The sequence below is a fragment of the Paenibacillus sinopodophylli genome, assembly GCF_005930355.1.
GTDB lineage: Bacteria > Bacillota > Bacilli > Paenibacillales > Paenibacillaceae > Pristimantibacillus > Pristimantibacillus sinopodophylli.
The window spans coordinates 49,528-76,165 of record NZ_VDBO01000006.1 but is presented as its reverse complement, the minus strand read 5'-3'; the positions used below and the strand labels follow the sequence as shown (position 1 = coordinate 76,165).

Below are 26,638 nucleotides of genomic sequence, written 5' to 3'. Positions count from 1 at the left end.
GCCCTTAACGAAGTGCTCCACTTTCCAACTTAAAACTCTTGAGTTAACATTAGTTAGCCAATGAACATTTGTACCCATTCACCGTTTACATACCCGACACCAATTTTGGTGAAGTTCTGGCTTAGAATATTCGCTTTATGTCCAGCACTGTTCATCCAAGCGGTCATAACATCTTGCGGTGTCTTCTGACCAGAAGCAATATTCTCACCTGCATAGGAATAAGTTACTCCGTAAGAACGCATCATATCAAAAGGTGAGCCGTAGGTCGGCGATGTATGGCTGAAGTAATTGTTCACATCCATGTCTCTTGCTTTCTCAGTTGCCACTTTCGTGAGCAAAGCGTCGCTTTTCAAAGCGGCTAGGCCTGCTTTCGCACGCTCTTGGTTAACGAGTGCAATCACTTGCGACTGAATCGCGCTCAAGCTCGCTGCCCCTGAATCTGTGCTGCCAGAGCCGGTGTTCCCTGTCGTAGAGCCACTACCTGTGCTGCCCCCAGTCGTATTGCCTGTGCCTGTGCTAGGTTTCGTTACCGTACCGCTCCCAGTTCCTGTACTTGGCTTCGTTACCGTGCCGCTTCCAGTTCCTGTGCTTGGCTTAGTCGTTCCAGTTGTGCCGTCCGTTGTCGGCCACTGAATGACACTGCCATTAAACAGCTTGCTTATGTCTACTCCATATCTATCTGCGATCTGCTTAATCGTTTCTTGGCTGATCGTAATCGTCTGCGTGTTGGAGTATGTTTTCACAACGGGTGCTGCACTTGCTGATGGAGCTGTAAATCCTGCGCCAATTACTGTTGCTGCGATTATACCTGCGACACCTATGCGAATGGGTTGCATCTTCATGAATAATTCCTCCTAGTAAGATAAGTTTTTTATACAAAAGCGACTCGCGCTTGATGCTTTTCTAAGCTGCGTGTTCGTTTTGTTTGTGCATCGTTCTTCCCGACGCCACTTATCTTACCATGGGGTTTTCGCTGTTTCATGACACAAAAACTGGAAATAGCATGAAAATGATGTGCAAAACAGCGCGGCTACAGCTTTATGAGAATATGCTCATTGGCCTATTTCACTGTATTTTATAGCTGACCACTCGCTTTTCGCAGCTCATTTGCCAACCGGTGAATCTCATCCCGCTCCGCTTTTGAGGCTGCTGCAAACCAAGCAGGAGACAGCCAAGTGGATATAATTTTGTTCGCATCGACAGCGTTCATATCGACATCCCTCCAATCACGAACAAGCTCTAGAAACGACGCTTTGTTAACTGAGCTTCCCGGGCATGTCTTCCCTGCATTCATCTCACGATGGAATTTAATTTGGGCTTCCGGCAGCTTCCACTCCTTAGCGATATGGCTTGTAAGCTTAACTGCTGTTGCAAGCTGAGCTCCTTCCAGCTTCTCTGCACCTACATCGAAATTCCCAATCATTTCGAACATAAACGGATGAATCCCATCATTGTCTGAATTATTAAAGCCGACAGCTGACGCAGGCGCTATTAACAGCGAACGCCCTTCCCATATATAGCCGTCAGGATCAATGGTCGCATGTTGAGCGATATCTCCCCAATTCTGCGTGATTGCATGAAACCGCCACATCGCTTGAATGATTTTCATTTTATCCGTCGCTCTGCGATAATCGGCAATCGTGGGCTTCCACGTTCCATGTACATGCACCTGCGAGAATTTCACATTCGTCCTAAACGGCTTTAAATATTCCACATACTCCGCATAAGTAAACCTACGGAAGTTTTTGCGTTCCACAACCATCACTGCATCGCTTCCTTTCGGTATATCGTTAGCTATAGCATATGCTGCTAACTTGTACATGAAACGGCAAGCAACTATAAAAAGCAGGCTATGGACAAATTCATCCATAGCCTGCTAAGTGTTAGTTGTGCTTTTATCTGTTGCCAAGCTTAATGTTGCCCGTATCGGATTCTAAATTGATTTTAATATCACCGGCACCAATTTTACGATCGACTGTTCGACCTGATTCCTTTGTCGTCTCAAGACCTGACCATTCTATTGTGCTTCGTCCGGTTTGTTTTTTAATTTTAATCGCAGCCGACTCTGGCTGCTTATCTACATTAATTGTTATATTTCCTGTATCTGTTGAGACCGTCGTATCGTGCTGCAGCTCCGCCGTTTCAATACTTACATTGCCTGTATCACTCTCGCCTGTCAACATGCCTTCACCATCGGTAAAGGTTGCACTGCCTGTATCCGTTTCGAAATTCACATCCTGAAAGACATAATTGGACACCTTGATCTTACCCGTATCTGTGGACAGCTCCAGCTTGTTTCCTTTTAGCTGATCAATGACAATATTTCCTGTATCCGTTTCAACATCGAAACGATCCCACAGCTTCTCTGGCAATTCCACGATCATATTCAAATCCACAATCGAGATGCCAAACTGGATTCCGTTTCTAGTATCACCGACAATATGAAGCGTATCGCCTTTCGTTTCCGCTGTGAAAATAATTTTCTCCTTTAGCTTCTTGCTAATATTGCCTTCGAGCTTAACCCGAACTTCTTGCGAGCTGCCAGGTACGAATGTAATGTCAAAGGTATCCGTCTCTGCACGGATAGACTGAATATTAGATGCATCCACCGTACGTTCATCTGAATAGGCATCTCCTTTGAACTTCACTAAATCATTTTCGTTAAAAACAAAAAACGCACAAAGCACTCCGATTCCAAGCATAATTAGTGCAATAGCTGCCAGCTTCTTCATTTGTTATTCCCCTTTACGATTCGTGTACTGAATTTCAAATATTTCAACGTCAATTTGTAGAAAGAAGTCGTTAGTGACTTTAAGCCAATGAAGAGCAGTAAGGCAATCGCGCTCGTAATCAGGCATACCGTGAAAGCTTGTGCAAGGCTGAATGTATCATTCCATACGCTCTCTATAATGACCGCGACGCCGGATAAAGCGACTGCTGCAGCTGATGCCCACAATGCTAGGATGACAGCCGCAAGAGCTAGATAAGGCCCTAATATGAAAATGACATTGAACAAGCCCAAGCTTACTGTTGCAAACACTGCCTTGGACAGCTTACCGAAGCTGCCTGTCTTCTCGGCTTGGCCTACTCGATAGCTGAGCAATATTTCATTGGCAATTAATTTGGGATCACCAAGTTCAAGTGCAGCATCTTCTTCACTCTGTCCATTCTCCACTGCCTGCTGGAAGTGAATATAATAATCGTATAACCACTCCTTGCGCTGCACCTCAGGAATGACACTCAGCATACCTTCTAGTTCTAACATATACCGATCTCTCGTCGTCATGGCTTCAAACCTTCCTCTACAATTTCATTAACGGATTTCGTGAAGCTCTCCCACTCGGCAATGAGTCTGCGCATATGGCTCCAGCCCTCTTGTGTGAGCTGGTAATACTTGCGCGGAGGTCCTTCATTAGATTCCTTCAAATAGGTCGAGAAGTAACCATCTTGAGTCAGTCTGCTGAGCAAAGGATATACACTGCCAACAGCTACCTCGAATTTCTCGGATATTTTGACTGCAAGCTCGTATCCATAACGGTCGCCTCTTGTTGCCAAGACTAGGACGCATATCTCGAGCACGCCCTTCTTAAATTGAATGTTCATTCCTTGTCCTCCATAAGCGAAGTTTGAGCTGCCTTGGTTCAAAAGAATCGCAATTATGTAACATAACTTACTATTCATTAATGCAGCATAGCTGAATGTGGTGTTTTGTTCTTTTTCCAATTTAACACATGCTATTCTACATTGCAAGATAGTGTTCAAAAAAGAATACCTCCAGCAGCTAAGCTTTCGCCCAATTGATGGAGGTATTGTATACGTATTAGTTTACGCTGATGAATTTCCCTGTAGCTTGTGATTCGAATGCGCACAAAATAACTTTCAAGGAAGCACGACCGTCTTCGCCGCTAACCGCTGGTGTTGTGTTCGTCAGAATGCTCTCAAGGAATGCATTTACAACACCGCTTGATTCTTGTTTATCGTTAGTCGAGATCGCGCCAACCTTATGCTTCTCGATCGTTCCGTTGCGAAGCTCAACGATAACTTGATCATCATGATGCGTACCGATTTTCATTACACCGTTCTCACACCATAGAATCGTACTGTTATCCTCGCCTTTGTAGTACGTCCAGCTAGCTACAAGCGTACCGATTGCGCCGCTTTTCATTCGAAGCAAGCAAGAAGCGTTATCGTCAACCTCTGTATCTTTTTTATCCAGCGTGCCTACAAAACCAGCAACCTCTGACACTTCATCGTCCAGCATCCAGCGGATAAGATCGGATTTGTGAACGCCTAGATCGCCCATAGCACCCATGATCGCTTCCGGCTTGCGGAAGAACCAGCTTTCAGCACCATCGATACTCCAAGCATCCGGCCCAGGGTGACCGAAGGAAGTACGGAATGTAAGTACTTTTCCAAGAATACCAGATTGCAATACCTGCTTAGCCTTTACATGTGGCGGCATGAAGCGTTGGTTGTGACCAACCATCAGATGCACGTCGTTTTTCTTAGCCGCTTCAATCATCGCTTCTGCTTCTTCATCTGTTACGGCCATCGGCTTCTCTACCAGCACATGTGCACCGGCATTAGCTGCTGTAATCGACATCGAAGCATGCAAGGCGTTCGGCGTACAGACACTTACTGCATCTGGCTTGATCTCAGCAAGCATCGTTTCATAATCTGCGAATGCTTTGCCGCCATGAAGATTAACGAAATATTCGGCGCGCTCGATGATTGGATCAACGAAAGCGACAAGCTCTACGTTCTCATGAGCCGCATATTCCGGAACATGACGATATTTCGAAATGGAACCGCAACCTATAACTGCTACGCGTACTTTAGACATGGATAGTTTCCCCTATTCATTGTGAAGTTAAATTACTAGTTTAGATAGTTCTTTTTCAACCATTCCATACTTTCTGCAACAGCTTCAAGCGGTGGATTCGCACATGTATCCTGTTCAACAATCAACCATTCTACAGATGCCTTCGATGCAGCATCGATAATGTCTAGAAGCGGCAGATCGCCGCGGCCAAGCTCGACAGTATCAATCTGCTGCCCCTTCTCGCCTGCACGGAAATCCTTCAGATGCAGAAGCGGCAAACGACCCGCATATTTCGCAATATAAGCAAGTGGATCAACGCCTGAATATTGCACCCAGCCGATATCCATTTCAACCTTTAGGTATTGTGCGTCAATACGCTCGTACAACGCATCAAATACGATTTGACCGTCAATTTCAACTTCAAATTCGAATTCGTGATTATGATAAGCAAATGAAATGCCTGCATCACGGAAACGCTTTCCATACTCCTCGAATTTCACCAAATGATTGCGCCATGCATCCGTATCGCGTGCATCAGCTGGAAGCCACGGACATATTGCATATTTAGCGCCAATCGTTTGAAGGTACGCGATTTCTTCATCAAGGCGTTCTTCTAGAAGATGCAAGCCAATATGGCTCCCGATTGCTTTCAAGTTCAGCTCTTGCAGCAAATCGCGCATCGCTTCAGCTTTAATGTCGCCGTAGCCCGCAAACTCCACGCCTTCGTAACCCATAGCCGCAATTTGGCGAAGTGTTCCTTCGAAATCCTGTGCCGTAGCATCCCGTACGGTGTACAATTGCAAACCAACATTCATTCGTGTCATGTGAGTTGCACTCCCTTGTATCTTTTAGTTTTATATATTTGATTTTGCTTTCCGACTTTCATTATATCGACAGTTGCTTGCGAAAAACAGCTATTTTAGTAACCTTTTCTTATGCTATTTTGGTGAATGCTTGTATGACTAATGAAGAAAAAACAGCTGTCGCCGTCCTCTGGCGGCGCAGAGTGCTACATTCCGGAAATATAGAGAAAGGATGGCGAGATCATATGCTTTCCTATATTTGAAAAAAAAGAGAAGCAGCTCGGCATGTCCATTACGGACAATAACAGAGCTGCTTCATTATTCTTTAGATGTTGATTGTAAATGTCAGTTGCTTAGAACCAGCAGCCAATTTCAGTAAGCTTCCATCCACTTCAGCCGAAACGCCGTCTACGGAAACAATGTCGCCAAGACCTTTCAGCTCAAACGAGAACGGTTTGCCGCTGCCATCCACTTGAACGGATATCGCCCCGCCTTGACGGCTTGCCGATACGGTAAGCTCTGTTGCACCCTTAACATCACGAACGATCGTGGATGCCGTTACGCCATCTTCCAGATTATGAAGCTGCAGCGCTACGCCGTCAGCATAGTCATAATCAGGACGAACGTCATTTGCGCCAAGCGCAATGATCGAGTTCGGACGAACGAATAGCGGAAGGCTGAAGAAGTCGTATTTCTCCTTGCGCCACGAACCGCCCTCTACGATTTCTCCGGAGAGCAAATGCGTCCATTTGCCTGCTGGCAAATAATAAGTGACATTGCCCTGCTCATTGAAGATCGGAGCTACCAATATGGAATCGCCAAGCATATATTGTCGATCAAGTACTTCCGTCGTCGGATCTTCTGGGAATTCCAGCACCATCGCACGCATTGAGGGCAAGCCCTGCTCCGTTGCTTGAACTGCCGTATTGAATAAGTAAGGCATAATGCGGCATTTCAGCTTTGTAAAGAAGCGAGTTACGTCAACGGCTTCTGTATCGTAAGCCCAAGGCACCCGATACGATTTGCTTCCGTGCAGACGGCTGTGGCTGGACAGCAAGCCGAAAGCAAGCCAGCGCTTGAATACATGATCAGGAGCGGTGTTCTCGAAGCCGCCAATATCATGGCTCCAGAAACCAAATCCAGAAATACCTAATGATAGACCGCCGCGAAGGCTCTCCGCCATGGACTCATAATCCGCGTAGCAATCGCCGCCCCAGTGGACAGGGAATTTCTGTCCGCCAGCCGTAGCTGAACGGGCGAACAATGCCGCTTCGTTTTTGCCAAGCTTTTCTTCAAGTACTTCAAATACGACTTTGTTGTAAAGCTGCGTGTAATAGTTGTGCATTTTCATCGGATCAGAACCGTCGAAATACGCTACATCCGTTGGGATACGCTCGCCAAAGTCTGTTTTGAAGCTGTCAACGCCCATATCAACAAGCTCGCGCAGGTAGCTTGCATACCACTCGCATGCAGCCGGGTTCGTGAAATCAACGAGTGCCATTCCTGGCTGCCACAGATCCCATTGCCATACATCGCCGTTTGGCTTCTTCACTAAATAGCCATGCTCCTTGCCTTCTGCGAACAAACGGGAGCGCTGTGCGATGTAAGGATTAATCCATACGCAAATTTTAAGCCCTTTTTCTTTCAAACGGGAAAGCATACCAACAGGATCCGGGAAAACGCGCTCATCCCATTTGAAATCCGTCCAGTGGAATTCGCGCATCCAGAAACAGTCGAAGTGGAAGACATGCAGTGGCAAGTCGCGCTCAGCCATACCATCTACGAATGAATTCACCGTGGCTTCATCATAGTTAGTCGTGAATGAAGTCGTTAGCCACAGACCGAACGTCCAAGCTGGCGGAAGAGAAGGCTTACCAGTCAAGTTCGTATATTTGCCCAATACTTCCTTCATGCTCGGGCCGTCGATGACGAAATACTCCAGCGATTCGCCGGCAACACTGAATTGTGCTTTCTTTACTTTCTCCGATGCAATCTCGAATGATACAAGCTCAGGATGATTAACAAATACACCATATCCTTTGTTTGTAATGTAGAAAGGAATGTTTTTGTACGATTGCTCAGAGCTTGTGCCGCCGTCCTTATTCCACAAATCTACAACTTGACCATTTCTTACGAATGGCGTGAAGCGCTCCCCAAGACCATAAACCCACTCGCCAACACCTATATCAAGCTCTTCACGCATAAAGGTATTGCCGTTATCTTCTTTAATATAAGCCATTGATTTCTGCGTGCTGCCGGTAATTCGCTCGCCGCCGCGATAGAAATCAACTGCCCATTCTGGACCTTTGCGAATATGAACGCTCAGACTTCCGCTCGTTAGAATAGCTTCTTTTTCGTTTTCTTCAATTACAACATGATTGCCTGTTTGCGAGGAAAGCTCAAATACGGGTCCGCGCTCTCTAACGCCCGCATGATGCACAAGCTTAACGCCTATAACACCTGGAAGCGGGGAATGGAAATGAACCGTAAGCAGCATCGTATCCAGCATGTTGGACCGTGTTACGATTGGCTGAGGGGAGGCATAAGCCGTTAGTTTGCCATCATTTTGCTCAAAATCATGAACTTGCACTGCTCCTAATACTTTGTATTCATCACGAATGAGCCAGTTGCCGTCTGTAAATTTCATGGACTGAACCAACCTTCCTGTTAGGTTTTATTTGCTTTCCTATATAATTGCATTATACTGATTATGAATCGAACTAATCTAACAAAATAATGCTCATCTATAGCACTATTTTGACGAAATGCCTCTAACATGAATATTGATTCGTATCAGGCATAGGAGGCTCTTTCCAAATGGACCAAACGACACGCCATTCATTGAAGGAAGACCGTCTGCATGGCGACAACATGTTCCCACTTGCTGCTTACTGGATTGAGCATGAAGAGCCTGGCGTTCCTGTTCTGGACTGCCACTGGCATGCAGAAGCTGAATTTTTTTATGTGTGTGAGGGCGAAGTACTGTTTCAGATCGATACCGACTATTTCCCTATAAAAGCTGGCGAGGCTGTATTTATTGATGGTGGCGATATTCATGCAGGACATGCGCTCGGCGACACCGCTTGCTCCTTCTGCGCCATCGTATTTGATACACATTTGCTGTCCAGTGCAAGCTATGATGCCGTTCAAGAACAGTATATATTGCCGCTGCAAGACAAAAAACGAACGTTTCCGAGACACATCAAGCCTGACACGGAATGGGAAATCTCTTTGCTACGCCATCTTCAGAGCATCATGGACGTTTGCCATTCGCAATCGCGTGGCGTTGAAACGGCCGTTAAGGGTCATTTTTACTTAATGCTTCATGAAATTGCGGCGGGAGAGCGCTTCTGCAATCGCAGTGAAACGAGCATGGCCGATACAACGAAAATTGACAGGCTGAAGAAGGCCATTGTTTATATGCAGCAAAATTTCCATCGCCATATTCGTATCGTTGAAATCGCAGATCAAATTCCGATGAGCGAGGGACAGTTTTGCCGCTTCTTCAAAACAATGACGAGGCAAACGCCCATCGAATACTTAAATGCGTATCGGATCAGGCAGGCCGCCGACCTGCTGCTTCAGCCCGAGCGCAAAGTATCGACAGTGGCGCTGGATGTTGGTTTCGATCATATCAGCTACTTCGTTAAAGTATTTCGCAAAATGATGAAGTGTACACCCTCTCAGTTCCGCAAAAAACAGCTGGATGCGTCGGAACGCCGCAATTGATGTGCGAAATCGCTGCATTTGCGTATATTTTGCCAAAAGTTACAGCTTTGTAACCAAATACTTACCGAATTTTAAGAATTATTTAATAATTGTGCGTTACACTAATAAAAAAAATCCTTCGCGGGATGGAGGTCCTTACTATGAAAACCATGCTGATGTTTCAAAATAAAACAATACCTGTCTATTTGACCGACACGAATAAACAAGCCATCGAAAAGCTATCTACCGTTCTTAACCGCAAGCTGACCACAGGTAAAAATGCGCTCAAAACCTGTCTTAAATCACTCATAAGTGTAGAAATTGTAGGCAGTGAGGCAACACTTCATTCTTATTTCGAACGGGATACGTTAACGATCTCACTTTACTAATGACTACCGCAACAGCTTCGGCGAGTTTTCGCTGTCCTATAAATTTAGCAGTTTAGCCATTGCGCTGAGCTACACCAAGAGGAGAAGAGTCTGGATTATGATGCCGGCTCTTCTCCTTTTTATTTGCCGTAAGATGATCGCGTTATCTGATTTATTTCCAGATTATATAATAGAAGAAATTATACAGAGCGAGGCTTTTCTCATGAATATTGAAGTGAACAGCAGTAATCTGAAATTTCTAGAATGCTTCTCATCGGATACACGGATAAAGATTATTGAATTGCTGAACACCAAGCCTATGAATATTAAAGATTTGGCAGATGCGCTCGGCATTTCGTCCGCTATCGTCACCAAGCATATCCAGAAACTCGAAGAAGCTTCTATAATAACGACACAAAGCGTACCGAGCACCAGAGGCCGTCAAAAGCTATGTTATCTAACCCTTGAATCGGCTACGCTGCAATTTCGAGTAAAGCCGCTTACAGATCAGAATCGATACGCAGTATCCATCCCCATCGGGCAATATTGTGCCTATGAAGTAAAGCCAACCTGCGGATTGACCTCAGACACCAAAATTATCGGTATCATAGACGATCCTCGCTATTTCTCTGATCCAGAACATGTCAAATCAAACCATCTCTGGCTCGGGAGCGGCTACATTGAATATCGGATTCCTAATTATTTGGTCGGAAACCAACGAGTAAGAAGCCTTTCCATTTCACTCGAAATTTGCTCAGAAGCTCCTCATTACAACGAAAACTGGCCCTCTGATCTGTCGTTTTATTTGAATGACATCTGCTTAGGTGTCTGGACCTGTCCTGGCGACTTTGGCGCTGTGAGAGGCGTATATACGCCAGATTGGTGGGATTTGGGGACGCAGCATGGCTTGCTCAAACAAATTAGCATTGATGCAGACGGAGCCTATATTGATGGCATTCGCATGTCAGACAAAACCGTACAAGAGCTCGCTATCGGCTCGAATGAAGATATTCGCTTCCGTATCTGCGCGCCCGAAACCGCTGTCCACAGCGGAGGACTTAGCCTATTCGGCAAGAAATTCGGCAATTATGACCAAGACATTCAGGTTTATGTCGCCTATTAATTAAAGGCTCCAGCGTAAAGACAGCACAGGTAAGGTACCTGTGCTGTCTTTTTAGCTATAGAGTCATGCTTTCTTAGCTTGCGGTTGTTGTTTGTTGGTCCTGCTGCGGCTGTCTTCCGCCGCCTCCACCGCCGCCGAACCCGCCTGTGCGAATCGTAATCGATTCTGCTTCCTGCGTATCATCCTTCAACATAACAGATAAAATATCATCTGCCTTCAAATCCGCAAGCGTCACTTCCTTCTCTACCATTTGCTCGTTCTCGAAAGTAACCGTCGTGATCTTTGTCGCATCCGTTACAGTTATTACAACGGTTTCGTCTGAGAACATGGCGCCCATTCCCATGCGACCGCCGCCTTCTGGTACCGTACCGTCACCTGCCGGAGCTGCTGGAGGTTCGCCGTCCGCAGGCATTTCCCCGTCCGCAGGAGGCTGCTGCCCTTGACCCTCGGCAGGTGCTCCACCTGTTCCGTCACCTTGCGGCGGGCCTCCTTGACCCATCGCGGATTTATAGAGCGTAATGGTTTGTCCATCAATTGATTTGATTTTTCCCATCAAATCAGCCTGCGCCCCCATCTGCCCCATTCCTCGTCCACCTGCGCCTTGTTGCTGCGTTCCGCCGCCGGTTCCATTCTGCTGAACGTCAGCCTGCGCATCCGCTTGGACCTCTGCGCCTGTTTGTTCCTCTTGTACACCGCATCCTGCCAATGCCGCCGCAATCACCACAGCGCTAAGCATTACTTTCCATTTGTTCATATCGTTCATCTCCTATGAATATGGTTAATATTCCTTATGTCCATAATGAATTCTAGCATTCGATTATGAACGAGAGATGAACGAAAACTGAACGTAGGCTGAAACTTTGCTCAGCTTCGTCTTAGAAGCGGATTCCGCTTCCAATTGCCTGATACAAAGAGCAGCGTTCCAATCCATCCGCAAATCGAAGCAATAACGAGCAGCACGGTCAATGACACGCTATTCGAGAGGCTGCCACTCAGAATCGGGCCAATACTGCCGCGGACACCGAAGAGCATCAAATGCACTCCGAATACCATTGCCTCTCGGCCTGGAGCAAGCCGGAATACAAATGCAAGAATACCGATATCCCATATTGCTTCTCCAATACCTTGAATGGCATTTCCCAATATAACAGCTGTATAAGTACCCCATAGTCCATAAAGCATCGGAACGATGGCGTATGCCGCTACTCCGCAGAGCAGCGTATATTTAAGAGGTATGCGGTCGATCATCCAGCCTGCAATCAAAAAGGTTAGCAGCAATGTCGTATAATAAGCTACGCGCGCAATTCCAATCTCTATATTGGACAGCTCTAGTATTTTGACCTGAATAATTTGGTACAGCGGGTTCGCAACCATGTTGCCAAAGCCAGCGAACGTCGTCGCTGCAAGAAATACAGCAAGTGATCGGTTCTCCCTAACAAGCTTCCACTGCTCCTTCAATGGGAAACGGCTCGTCTTCTGAAGCACAACGGGGACTCGGACTGCCTTAGGCTCCTGAGGAGGCAGCTTTATTCGATTGAATAGCCCAATTGACAGCAATCCGATAATGGATGCGGCAATTAACGGACCTGACGGTCCGAATGCATCCGACCAGCTTCCGACCAGCAGCGCAAGCGGGATCATCACTCCTCCCATCGCGACTCTTACAAAGCCCATTAGTCTTCCTCGCAATTCAGGTGGATACATCCGAGGAATAAGGGCCGCGTACGCAGGGGTTTGTATCCCCATCAACAGTTGGAACAGCAGCGCCGCAACGACGTAAACGGAAGGATATGCGAATAGAGCTGGCAGAATCAGCAGCATTCTCCCAATCATATTCGGAATCATCACAAATGGCTTAGGATTATTTGCTTTCTCAATCCAGGTCGCCCAGAAAGGCGAGAATAATAGACCGATTGCTGGAGCAGCAGCGAGCAGTCCAATCTGGAAACTACTAGCACCCTGCTGAATTGCAAATGCGATATAAAATTGGTTTATGACGACATTAAACAAGCTGAACAAACAGGATGCTCCAAGGTCAATGCGAGCGTTCCTCCACACATTTGGGGTCATTGGCATTCCAAACTTTAATATTCTCGGGCTTGCTTTGGACTCAGATTCCATTCGGACGACTACCTTCTTCACTATGTTTGTTAGTACCGCTCAGAGGATCCTTTGCGCAGCAAAGAATCCTCTCTCTAGTCCTTCATTTGATTGGATATTACTACAGACCTCACTATTTGTACAGGGTAAAATCAGCTAGGCAATCCGCCCTGCTTGCGCCGCTTTCTTCCTAATCTCTCTGGAGTGTGGTAGACTTTTTCTCAGACTAGCATTGTATTTTTCTCAAATCATAGGAGGGTTTTTGTTGGGTATTGCAATCGGAATTGATATTGGCGGTACTAAAATAGCATTTGGTTTCGTAGGCGAGCAAGGCGAGGTTATCGCGAAGGGTTCATTGAAGACTGATCTTTCCATTACGCCTGCCGAGATGCTTGCCAAGGTCGCAGATTCAGTAAAGCAGCTTGCCGAGCAGGCAGGAGTTGCGCTTGATAACGTTATTGGTGTTGGCGTTGGCGCACCTGGGCCGCTGAATACGCTGAAGGGAGAGCTTACCTGCCCGCCGAATCTAAAGAGCTGGTGGGGCTTTCCTGTTGTAGATGAGTTGAAAAAACATCTTTCTCTTCCTATTAAAATGGAAAACGACGCAACCGCAGCTGCACTTGCCGAGAAATGGGTTGGTGCGGCGAAGGACTCTGAGCACTTTATTTTTATAACGATCAGCACAGGCATTGGTGCAGGCATCTTCATGCACGGCAAGCTGCTGACCGGCTCAACAGGCAATGCGGGCGACGCGGGCTTTATGCTGGTGGATCAAGCCGGAACCCCTTGGGAGGTTGTTGCATCCGGCACCGCTGTCGCCCGCCAAGCTTCTGAGCTTCTCGGCCGCGAGGTTACCTCGAAGGAAGCATTCGAGCTGGCCGCGCAAGGCGACCCGCAAATGTCCGAGCTCGTTAATCGAGTATTCACTTCAATCGGAATGGGCTGTGTCTCGCTCATCAACATTCTTGACCCGAACAAAATCGTAATCGGCGGCGGCGTTTCTCAGGTTGGCGAGCCTCTATTCACAGCAGTAAGGGATTACGTTTCCAAACATGCGCTCAATCCATCCGGCAGAGAAGCTGCGATCGTTCCTGCGCTCCTTCAACAGGACGCAGGCTTAATTGGCGCTGCTGCACTAATCCAGCAAGCGTATTAAATATAAGAGCCGTCGCTTCGTTTAAGAAGGCGACGGCTCTTTCGATTATGGGCTTGTCGATTCAAAAGTCGAATCCGATAGCATATTCTTTCATCCACCGTATCAAGTGGCCAGGTCACATCCCGCTGCTAGGTCAACTAAGCAGCTAGATTTGGCGGAGCCCTTTCAAATAAGTCTGAATTCCCATTCTTAAGCTTTCATCGACAGCCTGAGGCATGCCGAATCCCCCTTTTTGCTCAATCGATGCGAATCCGTGTAAGAAGCTGCGAAAGCCTCTTACGATATGGATTGCCATATCGCCTTCCAGCTTATAGTAGGCAAGCTGACTAAGGAAGAGATCAACTAGCACCTGTGCTGCTCCTGTATATTCCTCATCATCAGCATCAGGAGATCGCAGTGTCAGCTCGTATACACCTGGCTCTGTTCGCGCGAAGGCGAGATATGCAGAAGCTATGGCATGAATCGCTGCGTCCCCTTCCTTGCCTTCCACTGCATGATGAATAGCGATGGTCAGTCTTTTCAGCCCGAATATGGCAAGCTGGTTCCGCAAGCCATGCAAGCCGCTTATATGATTATACAAGGAAGGCGACCGTATTCCGAGACTTTGAGCCAGAGATGCGAGCGTGACCTCTTGAATGCCTCGTTCGTTAGCGATTACAGCTGCCGCTTCTACTATAGACGGCAAATCTAGTCCTCTTCTTGGTGACATTGCTTAGCTCCTCCCCCTTTCCTTATTTCGCTAATGAACGTTCCGCTGCGGCAACGGCCTTCTCCATCAGCTCTAGCGGATGACGAATCATATTGCCGTGGCCTGCGGCAAGCACAGAAGGGTTTAATTGTATTAATCTCCGAGAGGACGCAAGACTGGTTCGCTTATCCCAAGTTGCTATTGCAGGGAAAGGAAACAGCAGTCTTAACTGTCCCGATACGGCAACGCCCGAACGGGTCTGAAATGCATCGCCAGCAATGAGAATCCGATTTCTCGTATCAAGGAATGACATCGAGCCTGGTGTATGGCCAGGTGATGCTACGGCTAGCAGCGAGCCGATATGGTCACCATCTTGAAGCAAAACGTCAGGGTTAGTCCGCACTGATTTGGGAATGGAGCCTTTTATCGGCCCGCTCGCCTCCCCTTGATCCAATGTCAGATCACCTTGTAGCAGCCTTGCGTCTCGACGGGAGAGAAAGACTTGAGCCTCTGGCAGCAGCTGCTTTAACCCATCGAGAGCGCCGACATGGTCCGTATGTGCATGTGTCAATACAATGCGCGTAATCGGTTTGCCCAATTTTTCTGCCGCCTTCATAATGGCCTTGACGTTGTTCGGAAGCGCTGCGTCCACAAGCGTCAAGCTGCTCTCTTCTTCCACCAAATAACAATTCACTGGAAATATCGTCGGCAAATAAGTCAGCTGAATTACCGTTTTCTCGCGTGTCATTCTCATCTATAATCGGCTCCTTCAATAAAAACTAATATCATTAGTTTTATAATAAACTAATACCATTAGTTTTTGCAAGCCTAGTTATTATTGTTCCTTCTGACTTAGAAGAAACGCTTCAATCGCTGCTTTATCTGGTATGGAAGCTTGAGCGCCTTTCTTTGTCACGGCGAGTGCTGCTGCTGCCGCTGCATAAGTCAACGCTTTCTCAGCCGCCAAGCCTTCTGCGCTTGCAGCTGCATAAGCGCCGAAGAACGTATCGCCCGCTGCCGTCGTGTCTACGGGCTTTACCGGGAAAGCCGGTACAGAGACGGATTGTCCTTGTTTATTCTGATAGAAGCAGCCTTTCTCCCCTAACGTAATAATGACTTGCTCTACGCCTTTATCTAGTGCCCATTCGGCAGCAGCCATTGCTTCATTCTGGTCGCTGACCGTAATGCTTGTGACGGCTGCCGCTTCTGTTTCGTTCAGAATAAGCGTATGTATAAGCGGGAGTACCTCCTCTGGAATAGCACTAGCAGGTGCAGGGTTGTAAAACACACGTGCACCGTTGCTAATCGCGCTATTCATAACCGCTAAGTTGGTTTCCCAAGGAATTTCGTTTTGCAGCAGCACTGCAAATACATCGGACCAGTTCCCCGCCTCTGCCGCCGCATCGTCTGCCGATAGCTGCCCGTTTGCCCCCGCCGTTAGTACAATATGGTTTTCACCCTCCTCATTAACGGTAATAATAGCGAAACCTGAGCTTCCACTCTTACGTATGATTGATTCAGTAGCAATACCATTCTGCTGTAAGGTTTCGAGCAGAGTCTCGGCGAATGGGTCGCCCCCTACCGCTCCGATCATCACACAATCAGCCCCAGCTCTAGCCGCTGCGACAGCTTGGTTCGCCCCTTTGCCGCCAGGAAAAAATGCCGTACTTATACTAGCTATCGTTTCGCCTGGAAGCGGAAAATGTTTAACAGAGCTTACAATATCCATATTCATGCTGCCAATAACGAGTAATTTACTCATAGCTTCATCCCCTTTATTTACATTGAAAAACAATGCTCTTATTCCATCTTATTTTAACAGAAGGAGATCATAAAGACATGATTACAGCTTTTATTATTGGGTGCGAAATCGGTTTCTGGCTTTTCGTGCTTGGCGGCTTGTTATGCCGGTATATTTTCCGTTTGAAGAAGCTTGGCAAAGTACTGCTGTTCAGCACCCCGTTAATCGATCTCGCATTAGTTATCGCTACCGTTTATGATCTGCGCGGCGGTGCAGAAGCAACTTTTGCCCATAGTCTGGCAGCTGTTTATATCGGGGTTTCCATTGCCTTCGGCCATCGCATGATAAAGTGGGCAGATGAACGGTTCGCCCATCGGTTCGCTGGCGGCCCCGCACCTGTCGGCAAGCCGAAATTGGGAAAAGAACACGCAAGACATGAAAGAATCGCCTGGCTGCATCATTTGCTCGCCTTCGCAATCGGTGCTCTTATATTGTACGGCATGATAACCATGATAGGCGATGAGTCTCGTACTCAATCCTTGCTTCAAACGCTCCAGTTATGGCTAGTCGTACTTGGAATCGATTTTGTCATCAGCTTCAGCTATACGTTGTGGCCGCGCAAGCAAAAAGGAGCATCCTGACTGTTGGTCAGGATGCTCCTTTTTTTGTTAATCTGATAAGCATAACTGCAAGTTATGCAGTCAAGATGCTGAGCTGTGGTTACAGCGATTTCATATCGCCTCGAATCATCGCACAATCAGCTGTTCGCGATTGGGACCGACTGACACGCTGCCGATTTTGACACCGATTAATTCCTCAACAAATAGGACATAGCGCTGCGCGGCTTCCGGCAGCTCCTCGAAGCTGCGAATTTGTGAAATGTCGCTTCGCCAGCCCGGGAGATATTCCAAAACCGAATTTGCTTCCTGCAGCTTGGACGTAATGGGAAATGTATGCTTTATAATTTGACCATCCAGCTCATAACTCGTACACACGGGTATTTCGTCTAAATAACCAAGAACATCAAGGTTAGTAAGTGCCACTTCCGTTGCACCTTGCAGCATGCAGCCATACCGCGTAGCTACCGCATCGAACCATCCTACCCTGCGTGGTCTCCCCGTTGTTGCTCCATATTCTCCTGCATCACCGCCTAAGCGGCGCAGTTGATCTTCTGCATCGCCACCCAGCTCGCTGACAAATGGTCCTGCTCCAACACAGCTGGAATATGCTTTCACCACGGCAATAATTCGTGTAATTGCATAAGGGGGCAGCCCAGCACCAACTGGCGCATACCCTGCAAGTGTCGAGGATGACGTCGAATAAGGATAAATACCGTGATCCGGATCACGCAAGGCGCCAAGCTGTCCTTCCAGTAATATGGACTCTCCATCTCGATAAGCGTCATGAAGCAGCCTGCTTGTATCGCTGACGTAAGGCCTCAGCTTCTCTGCTTGATTGAGCAGCTCAGGCAGCAGGTCTCGCGCCTGCACAGGATCATGGCAATACAGCTCTGTAAGAACAATGTTCTTAGCCGCGAGCGATTGCTCCAGCCGCTGCAGCAGCCGATCCTCATCATATAGATCCGCTACCTGCACGCCAAGCTTCGCATATTTGTCAGCATAGAAGGGAGCAATCCCTCGCTTCGTCGAGCCGAACCCCTTCGCTCCCAGCCGCTGCTCCTCAAGCTCATCGAACAAACGATGAATGGGAAGCACGACCTGTGCACGCTCCGACACTCGAATCCGTGGCTCAGATACGCCTCTGCCACGCAGTTCTTCTATCTCTCGAAGCAGAACATCGATATCCAAAGCCGTACCAGGTCCAATCACGTTAGTAATATGTGGATAAAATACACCTGATGGCAGCATATGCAATGCAAATTTTCCATAATCGTTTATAATCGTATGCCCAGCATTGCTGCCGCCTTGATACCTTACGACAAATGAAGACTTTGCCGCCAGCGCATCCGTCATTTTCCCCTTACCTTCATCTCCCCAATTCGCTCCTACAATAGCCGTTACCGTCAAAGCCGTCGCCTCCCGATCTTGTTTTGAGCTCACAAGAGTTATTATAATAGCAGTAGTAACATTAAAATAATTCATATAACTAATATCATATATTAGGTGAGGTAATGGATATGATCGTAAATATGGAATGGTACCGTGTTTTTTATTGGACAGCCAAGACAGGCAGTCTCTCCCGAGCAGCGGAGCAGCTATTTATTACACAGCCGGCTGTTACACATACGATTAAGCAATTGGAAGCTAAGCTTGGCGGGCCGTTATTCTTTCGCATGGCCAAAGGGGTTAAGCTTACAGCAGAAGGCGAGGTGCTCTACCGATATATCGAGCAAGCGTACCGTTTTATGGAAACGGGAGAGAAAATGCTTGCCGAAATGCACAATCTGCAGAGCGGTGAGATCAGTATCGGGGCAAGCGATACCCTGTGCAGGCATTATTTGCTTCCTTATTTGGAGAAGTTTCATGCAGACTATCCAGAAATTCGTATACGCGTCACGAATCGAACAACACCAGAAACCATTGCGCTCCTGAAAGCGGGTCAAATCGACTTCGGGATAGTGCATATGCCTGCCTCTGACAGCAAACTTGTTTTCCGGGCTAGTCATCCGCTGCAGGACATATTGGTATGCGGTCGTGCTTATACAACAGAGCCTACGGGGCCTAGTATGCAATTGGAAGAGCTGGCTGCACAGCCTTTGCTGCTATTGGAGAAAGGCGCAGGCACCCGCGGCTATCTAGACGAGTATGCCGAATCACATGGCGTGAAGCTAAGCCCAGAGCTTGAGCTCGGCAGCTTCGACCTGCTCGCTCAGTTCGCACACAGCGGCTTCGGACTAGCATTCCTTATTCGGGAGTATATAAAGGATGAACTGGCCTCAGGAGCACTCGTGGAAATCCCGCTAATTCCACCTATTCCGGCTCGCAGCATCGGCATCGCCACTCTCCGCGGTGTACCGCAATCAGCAGCTGCCAAACGATTTCTCGAGCTGCTTCCCTAACCTAAAGTTTCTGACGAGAACTTCAGACGGATACTCGCAGCATTTAGGTGTGTTTCGAGCACAATCTCAAACTTCCGCATATTCCCACACAAAAAAACTTTCAAGTCCATTTCATTAGACTTGAAAGTTTTCCGAACTTACTATTCCTGCGGAATATAGCGCCACCCTCCATAAGCGGTTATATCCTCAGAACCATCTGCTGCATAGGCCTCGCAGACGAAGCCTGACACCTCAGTTCCGTCAAGCAGCTCGACTTTGCCAATGCCCAGAGGAGCCGGTATTAATGATACAAATTCGCCAAAAGCTGCCGCTGACATTTCCCAAAGCTCAAGCTCGATACTTGCTCCGCCTGCCTGCTGCCTGATCATGCCTGGTTTTGCTGGCGTCGTTGGCAGCTTAACCAGTTTGTAGCGCGGAGCTGAGCACGCTTCCTGCAAGAAGCGTGCTTGCAAGCCCTCCATCTGCTTCTCCAGCGGATAGCCGCGCATATGCAAGCCACAAACCGCGACAGTTATCCGCTTATCCACTTCAAGCGCCAGCTTTTGCCCATCACCATCAGCTAAAACCTTACCCTCTGCTGCACGCCTGTTTGCAGCATCATCCTTATCCACCCATGTGCCGCCATCTAGGAACGAACGTGCAGCGGCTTCGATCAGATGCTCATTCTCTGCAAGCGCGAATAGGGTAATACCGAAGGGCAACTGCGGATCAGCTGCAACCGAAGGAACAGCCACCGCGCATAGATCGAGTAGATTACAATGGTTCGTATAACGGCCCATGTCACTATTCGTACCGATCGGATCTTGTCTCACCTGCTCGCGCGTCCAGGTTCCGCCGCAAGTCGGCATGATGAGCACCGCATCCTGAAGCAGTCTTCTTGCCTGCAGCTTATAGTCCTGCAGCTTGTGCATCGCACGGAACACAGCTGCAGCATCATACTCTGCTGCAGCCGCCGAACGCAATATCTGTTCGGTCACAGGAAATGCTGCGCCAGGGTTTCTTTCAATAAACCCGCTAAGATCCGCCCAGCGCTCAGCTACAAACGGCCCTCCATACAACAGCTCTGCTGCAGATGCGAATAGCTCGACATCTACATACTCGACAGAAGTAAATAACTGCTCGAGTCTATCCAACGCAGCAAACCACGCCTGCTCGTATTTTTGTGCAAACGGGCCATAGAATGTAGGCGTTTCGCGAGGCAAGCATACTTTCACAGGCAATGTTTGTTCCTGCCGCTGTATCATTCGCGACCATGGGTCCCTCGCATCAACGCCTCGCGCAATGCTGTCCACAAGCAGCGCTTCGTCCAGACTATGGGCGAAGACCGTCACGCAATCAAGACTTGCGCATGCTGGCACAACGCCTGTAACCGGCCATGAGCCCAAACTCGGCTTGTAGCCAACTAAGTTATTAAGCGCAGCTGGAACTCGGCCGGAACCCGCCGTATCTGTTCCGAGCGAGAATACAGCATGTCCGCGAGCGACGGCGACTGCCGAGCCAGAGCTCGAACCGCCGCTGATCAGCTCCGGACGAAGCGCATTATGTGCTTCTCCGTAAGGGCTGCGAGTTCCGACCAAGCCTGTAGCGAATTGATCCAGATTTGTTTTGCCAATTGGAATTGCGCCTGCAGCAATCAATCGTTCTACAACAGCAGCATGCTCATTCGGCGTATAAGCGAACTCCGAGCAGCCAGCTGTCGTGGGAGTGCCCCCAAGATCGATATTGTCTTTAATTGCAAAGGGAATTCCCCACAGCGGGGCATTTGCCTTGTTGATCTCAGCTAGCTTATCGATAAACGGCTTCATCAGCTCTAGTGAAGGAGGCGTAATCCAAATGTTCATCGCCATATCCTCATTTGCCCGCCGAACGATTTCCTCTGCTACGTCAGCAGGTGTCAATGCTCCACTCTTATATCCGCTTGTCAGCCATTCTGCGGTCAAATGATTGGGAAATATCAGCTTACCTGGATTCGTCATACTGCCACCTCCGTTTCCATATGCTGCTTAATGCCGACAATTAGCTGGCCTGTATGCACCTGCTCTCCGGGCTCTACATGCACGGAGCAAACGACGCCATCACAGGAAGCCTGCTGAGAGAACTCCATCTTCATACTTTCTACAATAATGAGCGTATCGCCTTTCTTCACCTGCTCACCAGGCTGGACTAGCACCTTCCACACACTTCCAGGCATCGTACAGCGAATTCCCGAGGCACCCTCTTCCAGCTCTTCCTCCTGCTCCATTCGAGCTGACTCCTGCTCGGAGACATACTCCGCTAGTCCAAGCTCCTTCCAGCTCTCACGCTCCGCTTGGAATGCAGCTTGCTGCTTTTCCTTGAACACAGCAGCACTGTCCTCGATTTCATCTAAAAACTTCAAATACTGTCCAAGATCGAAGGTTGTCTCCGTAATATCCGCTTCATAACGACCGCGCAGGAAATCCTCACGCAGCTTCAGCAGCTCATCTGCACCAACTGGATAAAACTGAATTTGGTCAAAAAACCGAAGTAGCCATGGCTTCCCAGGCTTAAAGCTTTCTGTGCTGCGCAGACGATTCCACATTTGAATCGTCCGGCCGACGAATTGGTAACCGCCTGGCCCTTCCATGCCATACACACACATGTAGGCTCCGCCGATTCCGACCGCATTCTCTGGGGTCCACGTACGTGCAGGATTGTATTTGGTCGTTACAAGTCGATGCCGCGGATCAACCGGTGTAGCAACGGGCGCTCCCAAATATACATCGCCTAGACCGAGCACTAAATAAGTTGCATCATAAACAATTCGTTGAACTTCATCCATTTCATCCAAGCCATTAACCCTGCGAATAAACTCAATATTGCTTGGGCACCAAGGGGCATCCGGCCGAACGGTTTGCTGATACCGTTCAATCGCAAGCTGTGTAGCCGGGTCATCCCAGGATAACGGAAGACGTACAATACGCGATGGAACTTGAATGGTCTCTAAAGGAGGAAGCTTGCTGTCCAGCTCTAGAATAAGGCTGCAAGCTTCGCTAACTGTAATACGGGAGCGGTCGATATGCACCTGCAAGGAGCGAATGCCTGGTGTCAGATCAAGTATAGGGATGCTTCCCGAGCGCTCGATCGCTTCCATCAGTGCATGCGCTTGGAAGCGGAGCAGCAAATTGAGCTCCAGATCGCCGTACTCAACAAGCAGATTCTCATCGCCGCTGCAGCGAATCGCAATAGGGAAGCGTCGGCCTTCTGTCTCATTCACGAGCAGCGGATAATCCGGCGTCAGCTCAGACACTGCGGGTGGAAGCTCCTCGGAAGGCAGCCCATCGGCAAAAGATCCGCTCCCGATCAACTGCAGCCGCTGCTCCTGAATATCTCTGAGCGCGTCGGCTTCCTCTAGCGTGAGCAGTTGGAATCGTACCTTGTCTCCCGCATGCAGCTGGCCCAGCTTCCAGAATTGTGCCGAAGCCGTCGTAACCGGACATACGAAGCCACCAAGACTCGGACCGTCCGGCCCAAGAAGAATAGGCATATCTCCCGTCAAATCAAGCGTACCGATCGCATACGCATTATCGTGTATGTTCGACGGATGAAGTCCCGCTTCTCCGCCGTCCTCACGTGTCCATAACGGGGCAGGCCCGATTAAGCGTACGCCGGTACGAGAGCTGTTGAAGTGAACCTCGTAAGCCGTCTCCGACAGCTGCTTTAAGTATTCAGGCTTCAAAAATTCGCCCGTGCAATGCGGGCCGGGAATAACGCCAATCGTCCATTCCTTCGTCATTTGAGGCCGTTCGGCCGCAGCAAGCTCAAGGAATTGAAAAGGCCCCGTTCCCGGGCTTAATCTAAGCACATCGCCTGTCCGCAGCGCACGCCCGCCATGTCCCCCGAACCCACCAAGCGTGAAGGTCGCCGAGCTGCCTAGAATACGAGGCATATCGAGACCTCCGGCAAAGAGCAAATACGTACGCAGGCCTGCCTGCGCTTCGCCGAAGCTCAGTACCTGTCCGCGTTTTGCTAGTGTCGGCTTATAATATTCCGCGTGCACGCCATCCAGCTCCGCCTGCATATCAGCACCTGTTATACAGAACCAAGCATCGCTTCTGAACTTATACGAACCGCCCCGCAGCGTCAGCTCAAGCCCAGCCGCATGATCATCGTTGCCGAGGAGCTTGTTGCCAATTCTGAACGAGTACGGGTCCATTGGTCCGCATGGCGGAACACCTACATCCCAGTGTCCAACACGGCCCGGCCAATCCTGAACTGTCGTTTGCACGCCGCCGTCTACAACCTCAATCGCATGCTCAGCCGGCACAAAGCCGTTCAGAAGCTGCGTGTATACTTGACCATCTGCAACCTCCTGATCCGCAAGCAGCGCCTGCAAATATTGCAAATTCGTCGTCAGGCCATACATTCTTGTTTCACCCAGTGCTTGAATCAGCTTGTCGATCGCTTCCTCGCGGTTATTGCCGTGTACAATGATTTTCGCAAGCATGGGATCATACAGCGTTGTTACCGTTAATCCGTCCCTCACCCAATATTCATTGCGCGCATGGTCGGAGAATATGGCTTGGTCAAGCTGTCCCGCACTCGGCCTAAACCCCTGCAGGCAATCCTCTGCGTATATACGAGCCTGAATGCTATGTCCCACAGGCTGCTTCACAAGTGCTTCCAGCTCAGTAAGCTCTCCTGCCGCTTCACGAACCATCCATTCAACTAAATCGATGCCAAGCACCTCTTCAGTTACACCATGCTCGACTTGGAGCCTTGTATTCACCTCAAGGAAATAAAATTCGCTCGTTTCCGGATCATACAAATATTCAACTGTACCCGCACTGCGATAGCCGGCTTCGGCAGCCAGCCGTTTAGCCGAATCAAACATCGCACTCCGAACCTCATCTGTCAGATTTGGAGCGGGACTTTCCTCAATAACCTTCTGATTGCGACGCTGAATGGAGCAATCACGCTCCCCCAGCGTCACGACCTCACCTAAGGCGTTGCCGAAGATTTGAACCTCAATATGACGAGCTTTTGCAATGTACTTCTCCAAAAATAAACCGCCGTTTTTAAAATTGGTTTCTGCCAAATGCTTAACGCCATCATAAGCCGATCGCAGCGCTTCTTCGTCCGCGCATACCCGCATGCCTATGCCGCCGCCACCAGCTGTGCTCTTCAGAATAACCGGATAGCCGATTCGCTCTGCCTGCTTCAGCGCTTCCGCAAGCTCCGCAATCAATCCGGTACCCGGAAGCAGCGGCACGCCTGCGCGCTCGGCTATTTCCCTAGCAGAATGCTTCAAGCCAAACTGCTCCATTTGCTCGGGTGAAGGCCCGATAAACACGATGCCATGCTCGGAGCAGGAGCGTGCGAAATCTGCATTTTCGCTCAGGAAGCCGTAACCGGGATGAATGGCCTGCGCTCCCGCTGCTATCGCCGTCTTCAGAATAAGCTCTGCATTCAAGTAGCTCTCCTTCGCTGGCCCATCACCGATAAGCACAGCTTCGTCCGCCTGATCAACATGCAGGCTGTCTTGATCAGCGGCTGTATAAACAGCCACCGATGATATGCCAAGCCTTCGCAAGGTTCTCTCTATTCGAACGGCGATAGCGCCGCGATTCGCAATCAATATTTTGTTGAACATCGTAACCACTCCTCGACCTGTCAATTGTATATCTACACTATGAATCGATGCTATTGATTCCAGATAAGCACCCGTACCGGCGTCGGATTGTAAGCGTTGCAAGGATTATTAAGCTGCGGACAGTTGCTGAGCAGCGCTGTAGTACGGCATAACGATTGCAGCTCTACATATGCACCAGCCGAGGATACACCATCAGCAAATTGCAAGCCGCCTTCAGCAGTTACGGGCACGTTCATAAAAAAATTAATGTTAGGTGCAAGATCCCGTTTCGAATAACTCTCGCTCCGCGTCGCAAGCTGCAGCATAAACGTATCTCGGCAATTATGCATATGAAGCTTATCGTGTGAATAACGAACCGTGTTGCTTTGAGCTGAGCATGAGCCGCCAACGGTGTCATGCCGACCACAAGTATCCGCTACGATTCTGAGCAATTCCTTGCCCGATTCGGACAGCAGCACGGAGCCCGTCGTCAAATAGATATTTCCTTGCCCGGCAATCGTTGCGACTGCGCTATAATGATCCTCCGGCTGATCAGCATCGTAGAATAGCGTATCCGCTGCTTGATTTCCGTCCAAATCGACGATTCGCAGCACCTGTCCTGGCTGGAGGTCATACATCCAGCCATCACCAGCAGCAATCACTTCATCATATATAGCATCCTCTTCCAGACGCGGGCTCTCCACTCGATTAAATACAGTCATGCTTCATTCCTCCCATTTGCTCGTATTTGAATGCTACAATCCTTGCAGCAAATAATATTCCTGCGTATTCTCATAGGCACGTCGGTTCTCCGGCCGGTAATTCAAGCAATAATCATCAGCTTGAACGGCCTCTGCTTCCAATACTTCCACTAATACAGGCACCGATGGAAATTCAGTTCGCGGGTCAAGCGGATTCGGTGTATTCGACAGCACCAGCAGCACATCCATATCACTTCTAAGCGTGACGGACGCTCCCGCAGAACAATGGTCCATCGCATACTTCATGTTTCCTAACTCATCGCAAAACACCTTGGAGAACAAATTGACCACAGGCATCAAATCCCTTACACCAAGACCATTCCTGACGAGTTCGACCGCCAAATTTTCTTGACCGCTATGCAGCCAATCATTTCTAAGCTCCTGATAAGTCGTCTTTCCGTACTTCTTGTCAGTAAATTCTCTAGTCGTGTAGCCGCAGAGCGGATCATGCCAACCCAGCCCATCTTCGACGATACTCACGAGAGATCGCCCGTTATCACTCATCAATACATTGCCTCTCGTTAGATGTGAGGTATGCTGCGCTTTTAACGTATCCGGCATATTGTAGCGTTCAGTCAAATCCTTTGCGTTATATAAAAGAATAGATACATTCGCTCCCGCTTCAAGAGCTGTAAATTTTATTAATCGATCTCTACTTATCGTTCCTGACCATTTGCCTCCTGGACGGATGGTCGTGCTCCATATGCTGCTCATCACTATTTCCCCCTTGGAAATGAACTTATTTAGATAAAAATAAGC

24 protein-coding genes are annotated in these 26,638 nt (G+C 48.6%); 6 read left to right on the top strand and 18 right to left on the bottom strand.

Annotated elements, in window-relative coordinates; all coding sequences use genetic code 11:
- Nucleotides 1–53: 53 nt before the first annotated feature.
- The 8 genes from FGT79_RS20585 to yicI all read right to left on the bottom strand — a co-directional run bounded on the left by FGT79_RS20585 (nucleotide 54) and on the right by yicI (nucleotide 8,272).
- Entirely contained in the window at nucleotides 54–842 is a 789-nt protein-coding gene (locus FGT79_RS20585; RefSeq protein ID WP_138754719.1) for a CAP domain-containing protein, read from the bottom strand.
- Nucleotides 843–1,075: 233 nt separating this feature from the next.
- Nucleotides 1,076–1,762: a peptidoglycan recognition protein family protein gene (locus tag FGT79_RS20580; RefSeq protein ID WP_246096536.1), complete on the bottom strand. Its 687-nt coding sequence runs from the start codon at nucleotides 1,760–1,762 to the stop codon at nucleotides 1,076–1,078.
- A 133-nt stretch (nucleotides 1,763–1,895) separates the two neighbouring features.
- Entirely contained in the window at nucleotides 1,896–2,732 is an 837-nt protein-coding gene (locus FGT79_RS20575; RefSeq protein ID WP_138754717.1) for a DUF4097 family beta strand repeat-containing protein, read from the bottom strand.
- A complete protein-coding gene (locus FGT79_RS20570) occupies nucleotides 2,729–3,286 on the bottom strand; it encodes an HAAS signaling domain-containing protein (protein WP_138754716.1) in 558 nt (185 codons plus the stop codon). The genes FGT79_RS20575 and FGT79_RS20570 overlap by 4 nt, the downstream gene beginning before the upstream one ends.
- Nucleotides 3,283–3,603, bottom strand: a complete 321-nt coding sequence (locus tag FGT79_RS20565) for a PadR family transcriptional regulator (RefSeq protein WP_138754715.1) — start codon at nucleotides 3,601–3,603, stop codon at nucleotides 3,283–3,285. Before FGT79_RS20565 ends, FGT79_RS20570 begins: the two co-directional genes overlap by 4 nt.
- Nucleotides 3,604–3,820: 217 nt before the next feature.
- A complete protein-coding gene (locus FGT79_RS20560) occupies nucleotides 3,821–4,843 on the bottom strand; it encodes a Gfo/Idh/MocA family protein (protein ID WP_138754714.1) in 1,023 nt (340 codons plus the stop codon).
- A gap of 35 nt (nucleotides 4,844–4,878) precedes the next feature.
- On the bottom strand, nucleotides 4,879–5,646 hold the full coding sequence (locus FGT79_RS20555) for a sugar phosphate isomerase/epimerase family protein (RefSeq protein ID WP_138754713.1): 768 nt from the start codon (nucleotides 5,644–5,646) through the stop codon (nucleotides 4,879–4,881).
- A gap of 304 nt (nucleotides 5,647–5,950) precedes the next feature.
- Nucleotides 5,951–8,272, bottom strand: a complete 2,322-nt coding sequence (gene yicI, locus FGT79_RS20550; RefSeq protein WP_138754712.1) for an alpha-xylosidase — start codon at nucleotides 8,270–8,272, stop codon at nucleotides 5,951–5,953.
- 170 nt (nucleotides 8,273–8,442) lie between these two features.
- Here yicI and FGT79_RS20545 point away from each other — a divergent pair, with 170 nt between their 5' ends.
- From FGT79_RS20545 to FGT79_RS20535, 3 genes are all read left to right on the top strand, one after another.
- Nucleotides 8,443–9,354: an AraC family transcriptional regulator gene (locus tag FGT79_RS20545; protein WP_138754711.1), complete on the top strand. Its 912-nt coding sequence runs from the start codon at nucleotides 8,443–8,445 to the stop codon at nucleotides 9,352–9,354.
- 140 nt (nucleotides 9,355–9,494) lie between these two features.
- Nucleotides 9,495–9,722, top strand: coding sequence for a 3-dehydroquinate dehydratase (locus tag FGT79_RS20540; RefSeq protein ID WP_138754710.1), 228 nt, complete (start codon nucleotides 9,495–9,497; stop codon nucleotides 9,720–9,722).
- Between the two features lie 202 nt (nucleotides 9,723–9,924).
- Nucleotides 9,925–10,824 carry an ArsR/SmtB family transcription factor gene (locus FGT79_RS20535; RefSeq protein ID WP_138754709.1) on the top strand — a complete coding sequence of 300 codons (900 nt, stop codon included), beginning with the start codon at nucleotides 9,925–9,927 and terminating at the stop codon, nucleotides 10,822–10,824.
- A 73-nt stretch (nucleotides 10,825–10,897) separates the two neighbouring features.
- On the opposite strand, the gene FGT79_RS20530 is transcribed toward FGT79_RS20535, so the two are convergent.
- Together FGT79_RS20530 and FGT79_RS20525 are read right to left on the bottom strand one after the other, a co-directional pair.
- Complete coding sequence (locus FGT79_RS20530; RefSeq protein ID WP_138754708.1) at nucleotides 10,898–11,578, bottom strand: hypothetical protein; 681 nt, start codon at nucleotides 11,576–11,578, stop codon at nucleotides 10,898–10,900.
- Nucleotides 11,579–11,688: 110 nt separating this feature from the next.
- Nucleotides 11,689–12,945, bottom strand: a complete 1,257-nt coding sequence (locus FGT79_RS20525; RefSeq protein ID WP_138754707.1) for an MFS transporter — start codon at nucleotides 12,943–12,945, stop codon at nucleotides 11,689–11,691.
- A 244-nt stretch (nucleotides 12,946–13,189) separates the two neighbouring features.
- Here FGT79_RS20525 and FGT79_RS20520 point away from each other — a divergent pair, with 244 nt between their 5' ends.
- Nucleotides 13,190–14,080, top strand: coding sequence for an ROK family protein (locus FGT79_RS20520; RefSeq protein WP_138754706.1), 891 nt, complete (start codon nucleotides 13,190–13,192; stop codon nucleotides 14,078–14,080).
- A gap of 145 nt (nucleotides 14,081–14,225) precedes the next feature.
- Here FGT79_RS20520 and FGT79_RS20515 read toward each other — a convergent pair whose 3' ends face one another.
- The 3 genes from FGT79_RS20515 to rbsK all read right to left on the bottom strand — a co-directional run bounded on the left by FGT79_RS20515 (nucleotide 14,226) and on the right by rbsK (nucleotide 16,530).
- Nucleotides 14,226–14,789, bottom strand: coding sequence for a TetR/AcrR family transcriptional regulator (locus tag FGT79_RS20515; RefSeq protein WP_138754705.1), 564 nt, complete (start codon nucleotides 14,787–14,789; stop codon nucleotides 14,226–14,228).
- A 22-nt stretch (nucleotides 14,790–14,811) separates the two neighbouring features.
- Nucleotides 14,812–15,522 carry an MBL fold metallo-hydrolase gene (locus FGT79_RS20510; protein ID WP_138754704.1) on the bottom strand — a complete coding sequence of 237 codons (711 nt, stop codon included), beginning with the start codon at nucleotides 15,520–15,522 and terminating at the stop codon, nucleotides 14,812–14,814.
- 81 nt (nucleotides 15,523–15,603) lie between these two features.
- Nucleotides 15,604–16,530, bottom strand: a complete 927-nt coding sequence (gene rbsK / locus FGT79_RS20505; protein WP_138754703.1) for a ribokinase — start codon at nucleotides 16,528–16,530, stop codon at nucleotides 15,604–15,606.
- Between the two features lie 77 nt (nucleotides 16,531–16,607).
- Between rbsK and FGT79_RS20500 the strand changes: the two genes are divergently transcribed.
- Nucleotides 16,608–17,150: a hypothetical protein gene (locus FGT79_RS20500; RefSeq protein ID WP_138754702.1), complete on the top strand. Its 543-nt coding sequence runs from the start codon at nucleotides 16,608–16,610 to the stop codon at nucleotides 17,148–17,150.
- 105 nt (nucleotides 17,151–17,255) lie between these two features.
- Here FGT79_RS20500 and FGT79_RS20495 read toward each other — a convergent pair whose 3' ends face one another.
- Nucleotides 17,256–18,536, bottom strand: coding sequence for an adenylosuccinate synthase (locus FGT79_RS20495; protein WP_138754701.1), 1,281 nt, complete (start codon nucleotides 18,534–18,536; stop codon nucleotides 17,256–17,258).
- A 110-nt stretch (nucleotides 18,537–18,646) separates the two neighbouring features.
- Here FGT79_RS20495 and FGT79_RS20490 point away from each other — a divergent pair, with 110 nt between their 5' ends.
- Nucleotides 18,647–19,528 carry a LysR family transcriptional regulator gene (locus FGT79_RS20490; protein ID WP_138754700.1) on the top strand — a complete coding sequence of 294 codons (882 nt, stop codon included), beginning with the start codon at nucleotides 18,647–18,649 and terminating at the stop codon, nucleotides 19,526–19,528.
- Between the two features lie 140 nt (nucleotides 19,529–19,668).
- On the opposite strand, the gene atzF is transcribed toward FGT79_RS20490, so the two are convergent.
- From atzF to FGT79_RS20470, 4 genes are read right to left on the bottom strand one after another with little or no spacing between them, the layout of a single operon-like run.
- Nucleotides 19,669–21,504 (bottom strand): allophanate hydrolase, encoded by a 1,836-nt coding sequence (gene atzF, locus FGT79_RS20485; RefSeq protein WP_138754699.1) that lies wholly within the window; start codon nucleotides 21,502–21,504, stop codon nucleotides 19,669–19,671.
- Nucleotides 21,501–25,139 carry an urea carboxylase gene (uca, locus tag FGT79_RS20480; RefSeq protein WP_138754698.1) on the bottom strand — a complete coding sequence of 1,213 codons (3,639 nt, stop codon included), beginning with the start codon at nucleotides 25,137–25,139 and terminating at the stop codon, nucleotides 21,501–21,503. The genes atzF and uca overlap by 4 nt, the downstream gene beginning before the upstream one ends.
- A 50-nt stretch (nucleotides 25,140–25,189) precedes the next feature.
- Entirely contained in the window at nucleotides 25,190–25,840 is a 651-nt protein-coding gene (locus FGT79_RS20475) for an urea amidolyase associated protein UAAP2 (RefSeq protein WP_138754697.1), read from the bottom strand.
- Nucleotides 25,841–25,873: 33 nt separating this feature from the next.
- Nucleotides 25,874–26,593 (bottom strand): urea amidolyase associated protein UAAP1, encoded by a 720-nt coding sequence (locus tag FGT79_RS20470; protein ID WP_138754696.1) that lies wholly within the window; start codon nucleotides 26,591–26,593, stop codon nucleotides 25,874–25,876.
- Nucleotides 26,594–26,638: the final 45 nt, after the last annotated feature.